This window comes from Pseudofrankia asymbiotica, from assembly GCF_001983105.1.
Lineage (GTDB): Bacteria > Actinomycetota > Actinomycetes > Frankiales > Frankiaceae > Pseudofrankia > Pseudofrankia asymbiotica.
In genome coordinates, this window is record NZ_MOMC01000085.1 from 21,980 (window position 1) to 40,735 (window position 18,756).

At 75.6% G+C, this 18,756-nt stretch carries 5 protein-coding genes and 1 pseudogene; 3 read left to right on the top strand and 3 right to left on the bottom strand.

Features of this window, described 5'->3' with window-relative positions; all coding sequences use genetic code 11:
- Positions 1–17: 17 nt before the first annotated feature.
- The 3 genes from BL253_RS33475 to BL253_RS33485 form a co-directional block, all read right to left on the bottom strand.
- Complete coding sequence (locus BL253_RS33475; RefSeq protein WP_081438952.1) at positions 18–1,232, bottom strand: ABC transporter permease subunit; 1,215 nt, start codon at positions 1,230–1,232, stop codon at positions 18–20.
- Positions 1,229–2,875, bottom strand: a complete 1,647-nt coding sequence (locus BL253_RS33480; RefSeq protein ID WP_076821549.1) for an ABC transporter substrate-binding protein — start codon at positions 2,873–2,875, stop codon at positions 1,229–1,231. The genes BL253_RS33475 and BL253_RS33480 overlap by 4 nt, the downstream gene beginning before the upstream one ends.
- Positions 2,876–3,231: 356 nt before the next feature.
- The gene (locus BL253_RS33485) at positions 3,232–4,437 is read right to left on the bottom strand and encodes an LLM class flavin-dependent oxidoreductase (RefSeq protein WP_076821535.1); all 1,206 of its coding nucleotides are present in this window, start codon (positions 4,435–4,437) and stop codon (positions 3,232–3,234) included.
- A gap of 257 nt (positions 4,438–4,694) precedes the next feature.
- Here BL253_RS33485 and BL253_RS33490 point away from each other — a divergent pair, with 257 nt between their 5' ends.
- From BL253_RS33490 to BL253_RS43115, 3 genes and pseudogenes are all read left to right on the top strand, one after another.
- Positions 4,695–6,728, top strand: a complete 2,034-nt coding sequence (locus tag BL253_RS33490; protein ID WP_241835368.1) for an HAD-IIIC family phosphatase — start codon at positions 4,695–4,697, stop codon at positions 6,726–6,728.
- Positions 6,725–7,534, top strand: a complete 810-nt coding sequence (locus BL253_RS33495) for a thioesterase II family protein (protein ID WP_076821537.1) — start codon at positions 6,725–6,727, stop codon at positions 7,532–7,534. Before BL253_RS33490 ends, BL253_RS33495 begins: the two co-directional genes overlap by 4 nt.
- An 84-nt stretch (positions 7,535–7,618) precedes the next feature.
- A pseudogene (locus BL253_RS43115) lies at positions 7,619–18,756 on the top strand (type I polyketide synthase); the annotation flags it as partial.

Consider the following 18,756-nt stretch of genomic DNA (forward strand, 5'->3'; position numbering starts at 1 on the left):
CCTGGCCGCGCCCGCCGTCACACCACACCCGCCGCGGTGCGCAGGCGCGGGTCCACGACGACATACACGAGGTCGACGACCGTCGACAGGACGACGAACACCAGCGCGGAGAGGACCACCACGGCCATCACGACGGGCATGTCCCCGTCCTGCACCGCCGCCAGCACGAGCGAGCCGACGCCGGGCCGGCCGAACACCGACTCCACCGGCACCGCTCCCCCGAGCAGGTTCCCGGTCAGCCAGCCCGTCAGCGTCACGAGGGGCAGCGCCGCATGGCGCAGCGCGTGGCGCGCGCGCACCGCCGTCTGGCTGAGCCCGCGGGCACGGGCCGTGACGACGAACGGTTCGCGCAGCGCCCGCTCCAGCCCCTCCCGCAGCACCTGGGACAGCACGCCGATGATCGGCAGAGCGAGGGTGAGCGCCGGGAGTACCAGCGCCAGGCTCCCGTTCGCGCCGGCGACGGGGAAGATCTGGAACCGGAACGAGAGCAGCGTGAGCAGCAGGATTCCCAGCCAGAAGGGGGGCACCGAGACCGCGGTGAACTCGCCGAGGGAGGCGGCGGCCCGCAGCCAGGGGCGCCGGCCCGCCGTCGACACCGCGATGGCCGTCGAGACCAGCAGGGCGAACGCGAGGGCGGCCAGCGCGAGCTGCGCCGTCGGCCACAGGCTGTCCCTCAGCAGCGCCGAGACGGGTTGCTGGAGCTGGTACGACTCGCCGAGCCGGCCGCGGGCGAGCTGACCGAGGTAGTGCCCGTACTGCGCGACCAGCGGCCTGTCGAACCCGTAGTCCTCGCGGATCTGCTCCCGCACCGCCGGGGACGCCGTGGTCATCGGGCCCAGCAGGCGGGACACCGGGTCGCCGGGCAGCAGCGCGAGCGCGGCGAAGGCGACGGTGGCAGCCCCCAGCATCACCGCCAGGGCGGAGGCCACCCGGATGGCCACCGCCCGCAAGGCCGCCACCACGATCCGCCGACCCCGACCCCGACCCCGGCCGGCGGCGGGCGCGCCACCGATCGCGGTCGGGCCGTCCAGGCCGTCCAGGCCGTCCGCGGCGTCCGGGGCGACGGCCGCGTCCGGGGCGACGGCGGCACCGGTGCCGGACGGCGGCGCCTGCTCGCGCCCCGGGCCGGCGGCGGAGGTCGCACCCGCCGGAGCCGCGAGATCGGTCGTGCCCGGCTCGGCGGAGATGGTGCCCGACGTGTCGCCGGTGCGCCGGGCGAACGCCGGGGTCATGCGCGGTCGAGCCAGGCGTCGTGGAAAAGCGTCCAGGTGTTCGGGTCCAGGGCGAGGTCCCGCACGCGCCGGGAGCTTCCGATGATCGCCGTCTCGACGTACATCGGCACCACGGCGGCCACGTCGACCACCTTGTGCTGGACCTTGCCGTAGGCGTCCGCGCGGACCGCCGGGTCGAGGCTGGCGGCGCCCGCCGCCGTCCAGGAGTCCACGTCGGCGTCGCGCAGGAACGAGGCGTTCTGCCCGGTCGGTGGCCCGCTGGCGCTGTCGAAGAACAGCCGCAGCACGTCGGGGTCGAAACGCGCCCAGGCGAGGTCGAGCATGTGGAACTTGCCCGAGTACGCCTGGGTGGTGTACTCGCCGATGGCGAGGGAGGGATGGGTGACCTCCACCCCCAGCTTCGCGAGGTCCTGCTGGATCGCCTGGGCGAGGACGTCACGCTGCTCGCGCACGTACTCCCGCGGCGGCGCCGGCCAGACGACGGTCAGCCGGCTGCCGTTCCTCGTGCGGAAGCCCTGGCCGTCGCGGCCGGTCCAGCCCGCTTCGTCCAGCAGCTCCCCCGCCCGCTTCGGGTTGTAGGGCCAGCTTTTCTCGAGGCTGGTGTCGTACGCGGGCGTGCTGGGCGAGATGGGACTCCAGGCGCGTTGGTACTGGCCGAAGTAGACCGTTTTCACGTCCTGGTCGATGTTGATGCCGAGTTGGACCGCGGAACGGACGCGCGGGTCGTCGAACGGCGCCAGCCCGGTGTTCAGGTAGATGCTGTAGACGCTGCCTGGCACAGCGGCCCGCGTCACCCGTAGATCGCCGTCCTTCGACACCGCCGGCACATTTACCGGAGGCAGTGCGCGGGCGACGTCCACCTGCCCGCTCGAGAGCGCCCCGACCCGGACGGAATCCTCGGGAAGAATGCGGAACGTAAGTGTGTCGAGATAGGCGGGCCCGTCGTGCCTCGCGGTCTCGGGCGCCCACCGGTATGCCGGGTTCCGGGTGAGCACGACGCTTTGGTTCTTGGTGTAGCTCTTGAAGATGAACGGGCCGGAGCCGACGTTCGCCGGGCCACCGGCACACAGCTTGTCGGCATTCGCCGTGAGCGCCTTCGGCGAGTAGAAGCCAAGGTAGGCCGTGCTCGCGGCCTGGAGGAACGGCGCGAACGGCCGGGAGAAGTCGACCTTGACCGTGTACTGGTCGAGCAGCTCGGTGCCGGCGTACGGGCCGAGCAGGCTCGCCGCGTAGCGCGACTTGGTCGCCGGCGCCACGATGTGGTCGAAGTTGGCCTTCACCGCTGCCGCGTCGAACGGCTCCCCGTCGGTGAAGGTGACGTCGTGGCGCAGGTGGAAGGTGTACGACGTCAGGTCGGGAGCGGCCTCCCACGACGTCGCCAGCCAGGGATGGAACTGGGCCTTCGCGTCCACCGAGACCAGCGAGTCGAAGACGTTGCGGTCGATCTCGGCGGTGATGTCCTGGCCGCTGACGTGCGGGTCGAAACAGGTCGGCGCCGTGTCGATCGCGTACGTCAGCGAACCGCCGGATATCGGCGTCGAGGAGCTGGGGGCGGCGGATCCACCACCGCAACCGGCCAGCGCCAGGACGGCCGCGACCAGCGCGAGTACGACTGGCGGAAATGCCGGTCCGACCCGGTGCATGCGAATTCTCCCGTGGCTCGGCGGAGCAGGGCGAGGCGGGGCAGGGCGAGGCGGGGCAGGGCGAGGCGGGGCAGGGCGAGGCGGGGCAGGGCGAGGCGGGGCAGGGCGAGGCGGGGCAGGGGAATCCACTGCCGGGGCGCACTCGAAGCCGTTCAAATGCTTTTCGGCGGGCGGCCCGGCCAGGGAAGAAACGATCGGCGCTCGGACGGTGTCGACCGGCCGCACACGGAGACACTAGGCGATGGCCAAGCCCGACGGAATACCCCTATTACCGCTGTCGACACCCCCGAGAGAAGGGGTGTGATGGTGCGTGAGCCCTTACTGTTCGGCCGCGCCGGTAGGGGGCCCCTACCGGGTCACCGCCCGGCGTACCGGTTCGCCGGGCGGGGCAGCCCAAGCAGCCCGCGCAGGGTGGCCGCCTCGTACCGGTGGCGGAACAGACCACGCCGCTGGAGCTCGGGAACCAGCCCCCTGGTGATCGCCCGCAGGTCGCCGGGAATCGCTCCGGGCCGGAGCCGGAACCCCGCCAGCCCGGCCTCCCGCCACAYGGTCAGCAGATCGGCGAGCGTGCTGGGCGTCCCCACGAAGACCCGGGCGTCCGAGACCAGCTCGGCACCCGCGAGCGTGTCCAGCCRCCCCTTGCGCCCGGCCGCGGACGGTGTGTCGTCGTCCAGGAAGACCAGCAGGTCCGCGAAGATCAGCAGCGGCTCGCCGGACCGCCCGGCCGCCGCCTGCTCCGCCCGCACCTCCCGCACGACGTCCCGCGCGTGGTCGGCGTCGCGCGGCGTCACGTAGACCACGTCGGCGGCCCGGGCCGCCAGCCGGAACGGGATGGCCGCGTGCGCGAGCGCCATGACCGGCGGCTGGCCCTGCGGCGGCCGCGGCGTGATCGACGGGCCCCGGACGCGGAACCAGCGGCCCTCGAAGTCGATGTAGTGCAGCTTGTCCCGGTCGATGAACCGGCCCGTGGCCACATCCCGGATCTCGGCGTCGTCCTCCCAGCTGTCCCACAGCCGCCGCACCACCTCGACGTAGTCGGCGCCCTCGTCGAACAGGTCGCTCATCAGCTGGACCACCTCGGGCCGGTGGCGGTCGGCGAGCCGCAGCTCGGGGAGGTCGCGGCGGCCGAAGTGCCGTGCCTCCGATCGCCGCGACGAGACCAGTGGGCGCAGCCCGGCCCGGCCCGAGCTGACGTAGTCCAGGGTGGCGATCGCCTTCGAGGTGTGGAACGGCTCCGTGTACGTGACGGTCACCGTCGGTACCAGGCCGACGTGCCGCGTCAGTGGCGCGACTCGTGCCGCGATCTGCACCGCGTCGAGCCGCCCGCGGACCTGGTCCGTCCGGTCGTCGACCGCCAGCCGCGAGGGCTGCCACGCCAGCGTGTCCTCGATCGTGACGAAGTCGAGCAGCCCTCGTTCGGACTCCTGGACGATGTCCGTCCAGTACCCGGCGGTCAGCAGCTCGCCGGGCCGGGCGTCGGGCTCCCGCCACGCGGCCGGGTGCCAGCCCGCGCCGTCCAGAGCGACCGCCAGGTGAAGCGTGGGCAGAGGTGGGGTTCCCATCGGCTGCTCCCGGTTCGGTGACCGCGCGCCGGTGTCGCCCGCCGCGGATGACAGCGAGGCTAAGCCGCCCGGCGGCGTCCGAGTACCCCTATCCGGCGACCGTGCGCGGACGCGCCCGACCGGGGTGGGCGCCCGCCCCTCGGCCGCGGCGGGACCACTTTAGAGCGCGCCAAGCGGCCGCTTAGCCGCGCCGGTGACCGTGGAAACGGCTCCGCAGGGACCACGAACTCGCCGACCGCGAAGGGCAGGAGCGCGGGATGTCGACGTCCTCCAGTTCCATGGCAGTGCCCGGTCCACCGGCCGCCACCGAACACTCCACGGGCGGTCCGCCGCCCGATCCCCCATCGCCATCGCCGACGCCGCCGAGTGCCTGGCAGCCACCCGACCGCGGCTCGCCGGACGGGCCAGCCGAGGCGCTGCGGTCGCTGCGCCGGGCGGGGCGGCTCGCCGCCGAGTACCCGCTCGCCGGTCGGCTGCTGGCGGAGCTGGGCGGCGGCCTGGACGAGCCGGGCGACGAGTTCGTCCGCACCGGGCGGCACCTCGAACGGGTCGGCGCGGACGCGGTGCTGCGCGAGCACCCGGCGACGCCGGTCGTCAGCGTCGCCGTCACCGGCCACGGCACGCTGCGCGACCTCGTCCCGCCGCTACACGCCGAGCTGGCCCGGCACGGCCTGCTGCTGCGCCCCTACGTCGGCGGCTTCAACGGCTACGTCGCCGAGCTCACCGACCCGGACGGCGACCTCGCCCAGGCGGACCCGGACATCGTCGCCGTGCTGCTCACCCCGGCGATGATCTTCGAGAAGGTGGGCACACCCTGGCGGCCCGACGACGTCGCGCGGGTGCTGGCCGAGAACCTACGCCTGGTCGAGGGCGTAGTCGGCGCCTTCTGCGCGGCCCAGCCCCACGTCACCGTCGTGCTCAACACGCTGCCGCTGCTGCGCCAGCACACCGCGCAGCTCGTGGACGCGCGGTCCAGGGCCGCCCTCGGCGCGCTCTGGCGGGAGCACAACGCGGCGCTGCTACGGCTGCCCGAGCGCCAGCCCCGCGTGGTCGTCGTCGACCTCGACCCCCTGATCGCGGCCTCCGGGCCGGCGGTCGACCCGCGGCTCGCCGCCTACACCCAGTCGCACCTGTCGCCCGGCCTGCTGCGGCTCTACGCGCGGGAGCTGGGGCACCTGGCCCGGGCGCAGGCGGGGCGGACCCGCAAGACCCTGGTCCTCGACCTCGACGAGACCGTCTGGGGCGGCGTCCTCGGCGAGGTCGGCCCGGCTGGCGTCGAGGTGGGCACCGGTTACCGGGGCGAGGCGTTCGCCGCGTTCCAGCGCGTCGCGCGCCAGCTGATGGCGCAGGGCGTGCTGCTCGCGGCGGTCAGCAAGAACGACGTCGAGCCGGTGCGCCAGGTGCTGCGCGAGCACCCCGGCATGGTGCTCGGCGAGGACGACTTCGTCCGGGTCAACGCGAACTGGCGCCCGAAGCACGACAACCTCGCGGACCTCGCCAGGGCGCTCAACCTCGGCGTCGACAGTTTCGTCTTCGTCGACGACAGCCCCTACGAGGCCGGCCTCGTGCGCCGGGAGCTTCCGGCGGTCGCTGTGGTGCGGGTAGACGACGAGCCGGCGCTGCACGTCGAACGGCTGCTGCGGGACGGCTGGTTCGACGTCCGGGAGCTCACCGCCGAGGACCGTACCCGCACGGCGAAGTACCGCGAGGACCTGGTCAGGTCCGACTTCCTCGACACCTTCAGCTCCCTCGAGGACTACCTGCGCGAACTGGGCGTACAGGTGCGGCTGGCCTCGGCCACCGAGCCCGAGCTGGCACGCGTCGCGCAGCTCACCGCCAGGACCAACCAGTTCAACCTGACCACCAGGCGGCTGCAGCCGCAGCAGGTCGCCGACCTCGCCGCCGATCCAGCCTGGTCCGTGCTCGGCATCCGCGGTGCCGACCGGTTCGGCGACAACGGGCTGGTGGGCGCCGTGTTCACCCGGCGCGACGACGACCTCGTGCACATCGACAACTTCCTGCTCAGCTGCCGGGTGTTCGCCCGGGGCATCGAGCAGGCCTGCCTGACCGCGGTGCTGCGCGCGGCCCTGGCCGCCGGCGCGTCGGCGGTGACCGCCGGGTACCGGCCGACCGCGAAGAACGGCAAGGTCCGGGACTTCTACCCGCGCGCCGGCTTCCAGCTCATCGCCGACCACGGCGGCGAGTTGCTGTTCCGCCACGACCTGACCGAGATCAGCCCGCCGCCGGAGCACGTCGAGCTGACCACCAGCCTGACGGGAGCGAGCGCATGACCAGTCCTGCCCCGATCGCGAGGCGCACCCAGGACCGATGGCTGACCCGTGAGCCGGGACCCGGCGGCCGCCTGCGGTTGTTCTGCTTCCACCACGCGGGCGGCGCCGCGTCCGCCTTCGCGGACTGGCCCGCCGCGCTCGGCCCCGAGGTCGACGTCCTGCCAGTCCAGCTTCCCGGCCGGGAGTACCGGGCCGGTGAGCCACGCATCCGGGACGTCGCGACCCTGGTCGACGAGCTCGACCGTCATCTCCGGCCACTGCTGCGGACCCCGTACGCGTTCTACGGCCACAGCATGGGAGCGCTGGTCGCCTATGCGTTCACCAGACACCTGCAGGCCCACCACGCGCCGCTGCCGCGACGGCTGCTGGTCGGCGCCTACCCGGCGCCACACCTCGGCCCCCCGTTGCGGGAGCTGACCTTCCGCGACGACGAGGACGTCGCCCGGTGGCTGGTCAGCATCGGCGGCATGTCAGCGGAGCTGCTGCGCTATCCGGCCTGGGCGGGGGCAGCGGTCGCGCTGCTGCGCGACGACCTGGCCGTCTGCCACAGCTACCAGCACCGCGAGACCGAGCCGCTGCGGGTCCCGATCGACGTCTTCAGGGGTGCCAGCGACCCGCTGCTGCCGGCCGAACGGGTGGCGGACTGGCCGCTGCACACGACCGCCCCGGCCGCCATCCACACGATCGCGGGAGGGCACTTCTTCGTCGGCGACGACCCGGCGGGGTTCTTCCGCGCGCTGCGGGCGGCGCTGCCGCCGCTGGGGACCGCCACCCGGCGTGAGGCCGGCACTCCCGTGCCGCGGTGAGCCGGGACGGAGGCGACCGGCCGTCGCGGCTGTTCCTCGACCGTTCCCGAAGGATCGTCCTCGACGAGAGGCAGTGAGCGTGCCATGCCGCGTCTGACCGACCGCAACGCCGAGACCGTGCCCGGACGCCGGGACCAGGCCCCGCCCGAGGACGCCGTGGCGGTCGTCGGACTGGCCTGCCGGCTGCCCGCGGCGCCGACCCCCGCGGCGTTCTGGGCGCTGCTGGAGTCGGGCGGCGACGCGGTGGGCGAGGTCCCGGCGGGACGATGGGACGCGGCGGCGTGGGCCGCCGGGCCGGCCGGCGGGCGCGGCGCCTTCCTCGACCGGGTCGACGAGTTCGACGCCGCCTTCTTCGGCGTCAGCCCGCGCGAGGCCGCCGCGATGGACCCGCAGCAGCGGCTCGTCGGCGAGCTGGCCTGGGAGGCGCTCGAGGACGCCGGGCTCCCGCCGGACCGCCTCGACGCGGAACGGGTCGGCGTCTTCGTCGGCGCCATCTGGGACGACTACGCCACGCTCGCCACCCAGCCGGGCCGGCCCACCGGCCGCTACGCGGTGACCGGGCTGTCCCGCGGGCTCATCGCGAACCGGGTCTCCTACCTGCTCGGCCTGCGCGGCCCGAGCCTCGTGGTCGACACCGCGCAGTCGTCCTCGCTGGTCGCGATACACCTGGCCTGCGAGAGCCTGCGCTCCGGCGCGTCGACGGTCGCGCTCGCCGGCGGGGTGAACCTGAACCTGGCACCGCAGACGATGCTCGGCACCGAACGGTTCGGCGCRCTGTCCCCCGACGGCCGCTGCTACACCTTCGACGCCCGGGCGAACGGCTACGTCCGCGGCGAGGGCGCGGGCGTCGTCGTCCTCAAACCGCTGGCGGCGGCGCTCGCCGACGGCGACCCGGTCTACTGCGTGATCCTCGGCGGCGCCGTCAACAACGACGGCACCGGGGGCGGGGACGGCATCACGGTGCCGGACGCCGCCGCGCAGGCGGCGGTGCTGCGGGCCGCCTGGCAGCGCGCGGGCATCGGGGCGGACGCCCTGCAGTACGTCGAGCTGCACGGGACCGGGACGCGGGTGGGCGACCCGGTCGAGGCGGCGGCGCTCGGCGCGGCACTGGCGGCCGGGCCGACCCGGCCGGCCCCGCTGCGGGTCGGGTCCGCCAAGACCAACGTGGGCCACCTCGAAGGCGCGGCGGGCGTCGTCGGGCTGCTGAAGACGGCGCTGAGCATCCACCACCGGTGGCTGCCCGCCAGCCTCAACTACCAGGCGCCGAACCCGGCGATCCCGCTCGACGACCTGGGCCTGCGGGTCCAGCACGAGCCGTCGGCGTGGCCCCACCCGGCCGACAGGCTCGTCGCCGGGGTCAGCTCGTTCGGCATGGGCGGGACGAACTGCCACCTGGTCCTCGGCGCCCCGCCGGACACCGCCGGGCGGCGTCGTGACCCCGTCGGACGGTCCGAGGCGCCGGGCACCCCCGAGGCACCGCGCACTCCCGAGGCGCCCGGCATTCCCGACACGCCGGTTGTGCTCGGCGCGCCACCGGTCCCGGGCACGGCCGGCCAGCCCTGGGCAGGCGGCGCACCCGTCACGTGGCCACTGTCCGCGCGCGGACAAGCCGCGCTGCGCGCGCAGGCCCGCCAGGTCCACGCCTTCGCCGCGGCGCGCCCGGAGCTCGACCCCACCCTCGTGGCGGCCGCACTCGCGCACACCCGCTCCGGCCTGCCCGACCGCGCCGCCGTCGTCGGTCGTGACCGGGCGGCGCTGCTCGACGGGCTGGCCCGCCTCGCGGACGGCGACGGCCGCGGCGGCGGGACGGACGGGACACACCGCGGAGGCGGCGCAGGGGTCGCGCGCGGCCGGGCCTCGCGGGGTGCCACCGCCTTCCTGTTCTCCGGGCAGGGCAGCCAGCGGCCGGGCATGGGCCGGCAGCTCCACGCCGCCTACCCGGTCTTCGCCGCCGCGCTCGACGAGGTGGCCGGCGCGCTCGACCCACACCTCGACCGGCCGCTGCGCGACGTCCTGTTCGCGCCCGCCGGCTCGGCCGAGGCCGCCCTGCTGGACCAGACCCGGTACACCCAGGCCGCGCTGTTCGCGATCGAGGTGGCGCTGTACCGGCTGGTGCGCAGCCAGGGGCTCGCCGCGGACTACCTGATCGGCCATTCGGTCGGCGAGCTGGCCGCGGCGCACGTCGCCGGCGTCCTCGACCTGGCCGACGCCGCGACGCTGGTCGCCGCCCGCGGCCGGCTGATGCAGGCCGGCCCCCCGGGCGGCGGCATGGCGGCGGTGGAGGCCACCGAGGCGGAGATGCGCGCGTTCCTGTCGTCGCCCGAGCTGGCCGCGATCGCCGGTGCGGCCACGGCCGCGCGCGGTCCGGGAGACTCCACCGGCACAGGCGCGCCGGACGGCGTGGGCGGCCTGGACGCCGACAGCGCGGAGGGCGGCGCGGGGCGCGGGGCGACGGTCGGGATCGCGGCGGTGAACGGGCCGCGCTCGGTGGTGCTGTCCGGTGACCTCGACCTGGTGGGCCGGTGCGCCGGGCACTGGCGGTCCGCCGGTCGCCGGACCCGGTCGCTGACGGTCAGCCACGCCTTCCACTCGGCGCACATGGACGGCGTCCTCGACGAGTTCCGGGCGGTGGCCGGCCGCCTCGTCTTCCGGCCGGCGTCCATCCCCGTGGTCTCCAACCTGACCGGCGAGCTCACGAGGGCCGACGAGCTCGCCGACCCGGAGTACTGGGTTCAGCACATCCGCCAGGCCGTGCGGTTTCACCAGGGTGTCGAGACGCTGCGCCGCGCCGGCGTCGGCACGTTCCTCGAGCTGGGGCCGGACGCCACCCTCACCGCCATGGTCCGCGCGTGTCTCGCCGCCGAGCCGGCCGGCCCGGCGGCCCCCGCCGAGCCGGCCGCGTCCGCCGGCGACACCCCGCCCGCCACGGCGGTGGCGTCGCTGCGGGCGGACCGGCCCGAGCCGGACACGTTCGCGCTCGGACTCGCGGCGGCCTGGGCCGCGGGCGCCCCGGTCGCCTGGCCGCCCGCGGCCCATCCCCGGCACGCGCTGCGGATCGGCCTGCCGACCTACCCTTTCCAGCGCGAGCGGTACTGGCTCGACCCCGTCACGGACGACGGCGCCTCCGGTGACGGCGCTCCCGCGCTGGGACGCGCCGCTCCCGCCGGTGAGGGCACCGTCGACACTGCCGCGGCGGGCGGCGGAACCAGGGCCGGATCCGCCGTCCAGGCGACCGCCCCCGACAGCGGCGAGGGACGGCCGGACGCGGACCCGGGCGCGACTGAGGCCGCGGCCGGCGTCTCCTCGGCGCTCACGGCGCCGGCGGCCCTGGACCTGGTGCGCGCCGAGGCGGCCGCGGTGCTGGGACACCCGTCGGGTGACGCGGTCGAACCGGGTGCCGCGTTCTCCGACCTCGGGTTCGACTCGCTGGCCGCGATGGACCTGCGCGAACGGCTTGCCTCGGCGACCGGCGTCCCGCTGCCCGCCGGACTGCTGTTCAACTATCCGACCCCGGCGGCCCTCGCCCGCCATCTCGCCGCCGGCGGCGGCCCCACCGCGCACGGCGCGCGGCGGCCGGGCGCGGCGCCGCGGCGTGACCCCGACGAGCCGGTGGCGATCGTGGGGATGGCCTGTCGTCTCCCCGGCGGGGTGACGAGCCCGGAGCAACTGTGGGAGCTGGTCTCGGCCGGCACCGACGCCGTCGGCGAGTTCCCCACGAACCGCGGCTGGGACCTGGCCACGCTGCTGGCGCCCGGCGACGGCCAGGGGACGGCCCGGTCGGCGACGCGGCACGGCGGGTTCCTGCACGACGCGGACCGGTTCGACGCCGCCTTCTTCGGGATCAGCCCGCGAGAGGCCGTGTCGATGGACCCGCAGCAGCGGCTGCTGCTCGAATGCACCTGGGAGGCGCTGGAGCGCACCGGCATCGACCCCGGTTCGCTGCGCGGCAGCCGCACGGCGGTGTTCGTCGGCGCGACCGCCCAGGACTACGGCCCGCGGCTCGACGAGGGCGACAATCGCACCGGCGGCTACCTGCTGACCGGCGGCACCACGAGCGTCGCCTCGGGCCGCGTCGCCTACGCCCTCGGCCTCGAAGGCCCGGCGCTCACCGTCGACACGGCCTGCTCCTCCTCGCTGGTGGCGCTGCATCTGGCCGCGCGCTCCCTGCAGGACGGCGAGTGCGAGCTGGCCGTCGCGGGCGGCGTGACCGTGATGGCCACGCCGGGCATGTTCGCCGAGTTCAGCCGGCAGGGCGGCCTGTCACCGGACGGGCGGTGCAAGGCGTTCTCGGCCGCGGCGGACGGCACGGGCTGGGCCGAGGGGGTCGGTCTCGTCGTGGTCGAACGGCTGTCGGACGCCCGGCGTCACGGCCATCCGGTGCTCGCCGTCATCCGCGGCAGCGCGATCAACCAGGACGGCGCCAGCAACGGGCTGTCCGCGCCGAACGGGCTCGCGCAGGAGCGGCTGATCCTGGACGCCCTGGCGGCTGCCGGGCTCACCACGGCGGACGTCGACGCCGTCGAAGCCCACGGCACCGGCACCACCCTCGGCGACCCCATCGAAGCCGGCGCCCTCCTCAACACCTACGGCCGCGACCGCCCCCGCAACCGACCCCTCTGGCTCGGCAGCCTCAAATCCAACATCGGCCACACCCAAGCCGCCGCCGGCATCGCAGGCGTCATCAAAATGACCCTCGCCCTACGGCACGGCCAACTCCCCCGCACCCTGCACGCCGACACACCCTCACCCCACATCGACTGGAACACCGGCGCCATCCGCCTCCTCACCACCCCAACCCCCTGGCCCGACAACGACCACCCCCGCCGCGCCGCCGTCTCCTCCTTCGGCATCAGCGGCACCAACGCCCACCTCATCCTCGAACGACCGACCGCGCCGAACACCGGGACGGGGACGGACGGGGAGCCGTCCGTCGGCCCGGCCGCCGACGACGCGGCCAGCCCAGGAACCGGCCCGGACGTCGCCCTCGACGCGGCGGCCGACGAGGAGCCGGAGCCGGTCAGCTGGCTGCTGTCGGCGAAGGACGAGCGGGCACTGCGCGCGGCGGCCCGCCGGCTGCTCGAACAGGTGTCGACGCGACCGTCCGTGCCGCTCGCCGGCACCGCCCGGGCGCTCGCGGCCTACCGCGGCGAGTTCGAGCACCGGACCGCCGTCGTCGCCACCGGCCGCGCGGACCTGCTTCGCGGGCTCGCCGGCCTGGCGGACGGCGCCCAGCCGGCCGGAACCGCGGCCGCGCGGGCGACCGGCGGGAAGGTCGTCTTCGTCTTCCCCGGGCAGGGATCGCAGTGGGCCGGCATGGCGCTGGACCTGTACGAGACGGAGCCGGCCTTTCGTGAGCACCTCGACGCGGCCGCCGAAGCGCTGCGCCCGTTCACCGGCTGGGATCTCGTCGACGTGCTGCGGGCGGCGCCCGGCGCGCCGCCGCTCGACCGGGTCGACGTCGTCCAGCCCGCGCTGTTCGCGGTGATGGTCGCGCTCGCCCGGCTGTGGGAGCGATACGGCACCCGGCCCGACGCGGTCATCGGCCACAGCCAGGGCGAGATCGCCGCCGCGCACGTCGCCGGGGCGCTGACCCTCGAGGACGCCGCCCGCGTGGTGGCGCTGCGCAGCCAGGCACTCGGCCGCCTGGCGGGCTCCGGCGGGATGGTCTCCGTCCCGCTGCCCGCCGACCGGGTCGGCGACCGGGCCCAGGCACGCGGGCTGCACGTGGCGGCGGTGAACGGGCCGGCGGCGACCGTCATCTCCGGCGACCCCGACCTGYTGCGCGCGGTCGTCGACGAGTACCAGCGCGACGGGGTGAACGCACGGACGATCCCGGTCGACTACGCGTCACACTCGGCCCACGTCGAGCCGCTGCGTGACGCGCTGCTCGACGCGCTCGCCGATCTGGCTCCTCGGCCGGCGGTGATCCCGTTCTACTCGACTGTCGGCGGCCGGTCGCCGGCCGACCGGCCGGCCGGAGCCGCGGAGCCGCTCGACACGACGGTGCTGACCGCCGCCTACTGGTACGACAACCTGCGCGACACCGTGCGGTTCCACCCCACGGTCGAGGAGCTCCTGCGCTCCGGCCACACGCATTTCGTCGAGATCAGCCCGCATCCGATCCTGACGGGCGCCCTCGGCGACACCATCGAGGCGGCCGAACGGACCGGCGCCGCCCACCCCACCCTGCGGCGTGACCAGGGCGACCTGGCCCGGTTCCGGCTGTCGCTGGCGACCGCCTGGGCGCACGGCGTGCCAGTCGACCGCGGTGCGCTCGCCGCCGGGGCGCGAAACGGTCCCGACGCCGAGGCCGCCCGCCGGGCTGGCAGGGTCGCCCCGGCCAGCCTGCCCACCTACCCGTTCCAGCGCGAGCGCTATTGGATCGAGCGGCCTGCCCGGTCGGGCGACCTGGCCGCCGCGGGCCTGCGGCCGGCCGGCCACCCGCTGCTCGGCGCCGCGGTCCGGCTGGCCGACGACGGGCGGACGGTGTTCACCGGCCGGATCTCGCTCGCGGCGTTTCCCTGGCTCGCCGACCATGCGGTGGCCGGCGTGCCCGTGCTCGCGGGCACCGCGTTCGTCGACCTCGTCCTGCACGCGGGTCGCCGGCTGGGTCTCGACGACCTCGACGAGCTGACGCTGCGGGCCCCGCTCGTCCTGGCGCACGACCGCGCGACGCGGATCCAGGTGGTCGTCGACACCCCGGACGCCGCCGGCCGGCGGCAGGTGACGGTCCACGCCAGGCCCGACGGCGAGGCGGGCGACGACGAGGCGGGCGACGACGAGGCCGCGCCGTGGCTTTGCCACGCCGCCGGTACCGTCGTCGCCCGCGCGGCGACGGGACTGGGCGGCGACGCGGCCACGGGCTGGCCCGGGAGCCCGGACGCCGGCTTCGCCTGGCCGCCCGTGGGCGCCCGCCCGGTGGACGCCGCGGCGCTGTACCCGGCGCTGGCCGGGGACGGCTACGACTACGGGCCGGCCTTCCGCGGCGTGCGAACGGCCTGGCGGCGGGGCGACGAGGTCTTCGCCGAGATCGAGCTGGGCGAGGGGGACGCGCTGGACCCGGCCGGGTTCGGCATCCATCCGGCGCTGCTCGACGCCGCCCTGCACGCGGCCCTGCGGAACCCGGCCGAGGACCTGGCCGCGGGCCGGACTGACGACCAGGTGCGTCTGCCGTTCGTGTGGTCGGGCGTGCGGCTGTACGCGACCGGCGCGACCGCGGCCCGGGTCAGGTTGGCCCCCCACGGACCGGACTCCTTCGACCTGCGGGTCGTCGACCCGGCCGGCGCGCCCATCGCCGCGGTGGACGGCGTCGTGCTGCGGCCGGTCGCCCGCGCTTCGCTCACCGCCGCCGCGGCGGGCTCGGCGCCGATGTACGAGCTCGCCTGGAACGCGCTCCCGGCGACGGATCCCACATTGGTGCGCCCGACCGTCGCCGTCCTGGCCCTGGGGGCCGACGGCGGGCCGCTGGCCGAGGCGCTGCGGCCGGAGGCGACGCACGACGGCCTGCCGGCGCTGACGGCCGCGGTCGAGAACGGCGCGGCCGCACCGGACCTGGTCGTCGCCGACCTCGCGGCGCCCGCGGGCGAGCCGCCGGCGGGCGGCCCGGGCGGGCCGGAGGATGGCGACGCGGACGGGTCACCGGCGGCGGCGCACGCCGGCGCCGGGCGGGTCCTGGAGCTGCTGCGAAGCTGGCTGGCACAGCCGCGGTTCGAGCGTTCCCAGCTCGTGCTCGTCACCCACGGGGCCGTCTCGATCGCCGACGACGACCCGGTCCGCGCCCTGGCCGCCACGCCCGGGTGGGGGCTCGCGCGCACCGCCCAGGCCGAGCACCCCGACCGCTTCACGCTTCTCGACCTGGACGACCACCCGGCGAGCGTGGCCGCCCTCCCGGTCCTGCTCTCCTCGCTGGCGACCGGTGACGGCGAACCACAGCTCGCCCTGCGCCGGGGTGTCGCGTACGCGCCCAGGCTCACCCACGCGTCCGCGGCGGCGCGGGGGCGGGGCGAGGACAGCTCGGCCGCCGCGTCCGGCGACGCCGCGCCCGGCGACGCCGCGTCGGCGCTCGACCCGGACGGCACCGTCCTGATCACCGGCGGCACCGGCACCCTCGGTGGGCTCGTCGCCCAGCATCTGGTCAGCCGGCATGGGGCCCGCCACCTGTTGCTCACGAGCCGGCAGGGGCCCGGCGCGCCCGGCGCCGACCAGCTCCGCGCCCGTCTCCAGGACCTGGGCGCCCAGGTCACGATCGTCGCCCGCGACGTCGCCGACCCCGGCCAGCTCGCCGCCCTGCTCGCCGACGTCCCCAGTGACCATCCGCTGACCGGCGTGTTCCACACCGCCGGCGTCCTCGACGACGCCACACTCACCGCGACCACGCCGGAGCGGCTCGGCCGGGTCCTCACCCCGAAGGTCGACGCGGCCTGGTACCTGCACGAGCAGACCCGCGACCTGCCGATCGCGCGATTCGTGCTGTTCTCCTCGGTCGTCGGGGTCGTGGGTGGCGGCGGGCAGGCGGCCTACGCCGCCGCGAACGCCTACCTCGACGGCCTGGCGCATGTCCGTCACGCGCGGGGGCTGCCGGCCACGAGCCTGGCGTGGGGCCTCTGGCGGCAGGCCAGCACCATGACGGCGCATCTCAGCACCGCCGACCAGAGCCGCCTCGGCCGGACCGGTATCAGCCCGCTGCCCACCGACACGGCGCTCGCCCTCCTGGACGAGGCCCTGGCCAGCCCGCGGCCCGCGCTGGTCCCGGCCGCCCTCGACCTCGCCGCTCTGCGCGCCCAGCCGAGGCTGGCACCGCTCTGGCACGCCCTGGTCCGCCCGGCGATCCGACGGGCGGCGGGCGGGACGGCGCCGGCGGCGGCGGCCTCGGCGGCCTCGTGGGCGGCCCGGCTCGCCGCGGTGCCGGCCGACGAGCGGGAGGGGCTGCTCGTCGACCTGGTGCTGGGAGAGGTCGCGGCGGTGCTCGGGCACGCGAGCGCCGGGCTGGTCGAGGCCGACCGGTCGTTCAAGGACGCCGGGTTCGACTCGCTCACCGGGGTGGAGCTGCGCAACCGGCTGAACGCGGCGGCCGGGGTCCGGCTCGCCGCCACCGCGGTGTTCGACCATCCGACACCGCTCGCGCTGAGCCGGCATCTGCTGACGGATCTGATTCCCCTCGAGGCACGGCCGGCCGCTCCGCTCGCGCCCACGTCGACCGGAGCGGCCGGCGCCCCCGGCGACCCGATCGTCGTCGTGGGGATGGCGTGCCGCTACCCCGGCGGCGTCACCACCCCCGAACAGCTCTGGGACCTCCTCGCCGCCGGCACGGACGCCATCACCGAGTTCCCCACCAACCGCGGCTGGAACCTCGACACCCTCTACCACCCCGACCCGGACCATCCCGGCACCAGCTACACCCGCCACGGTGGCTTCCTGCACGACGCCGCCGACTTCGACCCCGCCTTCTTCGCGATGAGCCCACGCGAAGCCCTGGCCACCGACCCCCAGCAGCGCCTCCTGCTSGARACCGCCTGGGAGGCKCTCGAACRSGCCRGCATCGAYCCGACRACRCTSMRSGRSASCMKCACCGGCGTCTTCRYCGGSRTCATGTACAACGACTACGCCWSSCGGYTSRCSAGCAGCCCGCCGCCGGAGTTCGAGGGGTACCTGACCAACGGCAGCGCSGCGWSSRTSGCSTCCGGCCGGRTCGCCTACACCCTCGGCCTCSARGGCCCCGCCATCACCGTCGACACCGCCTGCTCGTCGTCSCTSGTCGCGCTGCACCTCGCCRSCCGCGCSCTGCGGGACGGCGAGTGCGACCTCGCCCTCGCCGGCGGCGCCACGGTGATGGCGAAGCCGAGCGTGTTCATCGAGTTCAGCCGGCAGCGCGGSCTSKCMCCGRACGGSCGGTGCMAGKCGTTCGSGGMSRSSGCSGACGGSRCYGSYTKSAGYGAGGGSGTSGGYCTSGTMGTGCTGGAGCGGCTCTCCGACGCSCAGCGYCACGGCCACCCCRTCCTCGCCATCATCGCCGGCAGCGCCGTCAACCAGGACGGCGCCAGCAACGGCCTCACCGCCCCCAACGGACCCGCCCAACAACGCGTCATCCACCAAGCACTCACCTCCGCCGGACTCCAGACCACCGACATCGACGCCGTCGAGGCTCACGGCACCGGCACCACCCTGGGCGACCCCATCGAAGCCGGCGCCCTCCTCGCCACCTACGGCCGCGACCGCCCGAACGACCGACCCCTCTGGCTCGGCAGCCTCAAATCGAACATCGGCCACGCGCAAGCCGCCGCCGGCGTCGCAGGTGTGATCAAGATGGTCCTCGCCCTACGGCACGGCGAGCTCCCCCGCACCCTGCACGCCGACACCCCGTCCTCGCACGTCGACTGGGACACCGGGGCGGTCCGCCTCCTCACCACCCCGACGCCCTGGCCCGACAACGGCCACCCCCGCCGCGCTGGGATCTCCTCCTTCGGCATCAGCGGCACCAACGCCCACCTCATCCTCGAACAGGCACCCACCACAGCCACCCCACCAGCCGACGAGCCGCCGCCCGCCGGCGCCGACCAGCCCGCCGGCGACGGCATACCGGTCGAGCCGGTACCACTGGTGTGGCGCGTGTCGGCGCGTGACGAGACGGCGCTGCGCGCGCAGGCGGGCCGGCTCGTCGCCCACGTCGCGCGCCACACCGACCTGGACCTGGCGGCGGCGGGCGGCGCGCTGGCCCGGCGAACGGCGTTCCAGCACCGCGCGGCCGTCGTCGCGGCCGACCGCGACGAGCTGCTCGCCGGCCTGCGCTCGGTCAGCGCCGGCGCGACGGCGACCAGCGCGGTCCACGGCGTCGCGCTGTCCGGGCGAACGGCGTTCCTGTTCTCGGGGCAGGGCTCACAACGCCCCGGGATGGGCCGGGACCTGTACCGCACCCATTCCGTCTTCGCCGACGCCCTCGACGAGACCTGCGCCGCGCTCGACCGCCACCTCGACCGTCCCCTCCGCGACCTCATGTTCGCCGGGGCGGGCACTTCCGAGGCCGCCCTGCTCGACGAGACCCGCTACACCCAGCCCGCCCTCTTCGCCTACCACGTGGCGCTGCACCACCTGCTCGCCGCCCACGGCGTCGTCCCGGACCTGCTCGCCGGCCACTCGATCGGCGGCCTGTCCGCGGCCCACCTCGCCGGCGCCCTGACTCTCCCCGACGCCGCGCTCCTCGTCACCACCCGCGGCCGGCTCATGCA

Coding starts and splice junctions, on each gene's coding strand:
- BL253_RS33480 (WP_076821549.1), bottom strand. CDS start 2,875: ATGCACCGGGTCGGACCGGCATTTCCGCCAGTCGTACTCGCGCTGGTC.
- BL253_RS33495 (WP_076821537.1), top strand. CDS start 6,725: ATGACCAGTCCTGCCCCGATCGCGAGGCGCACCCAGGACCGATGGCTG.
- BL253_RS33490 (WP_241835368.1), top strand. CDS start 4,695: ATGTCGACGTCCTCCAGTTCCATGGCAGTGCCCGGTCCACCGGCCGCC.
- BL253_RS33475 (WP_081438952.1), bottom strand. CDS start 1,232: ATGACCCCGGCGTTCGCCCGGCGCACCGGCGACACGTCGGGCACCATC.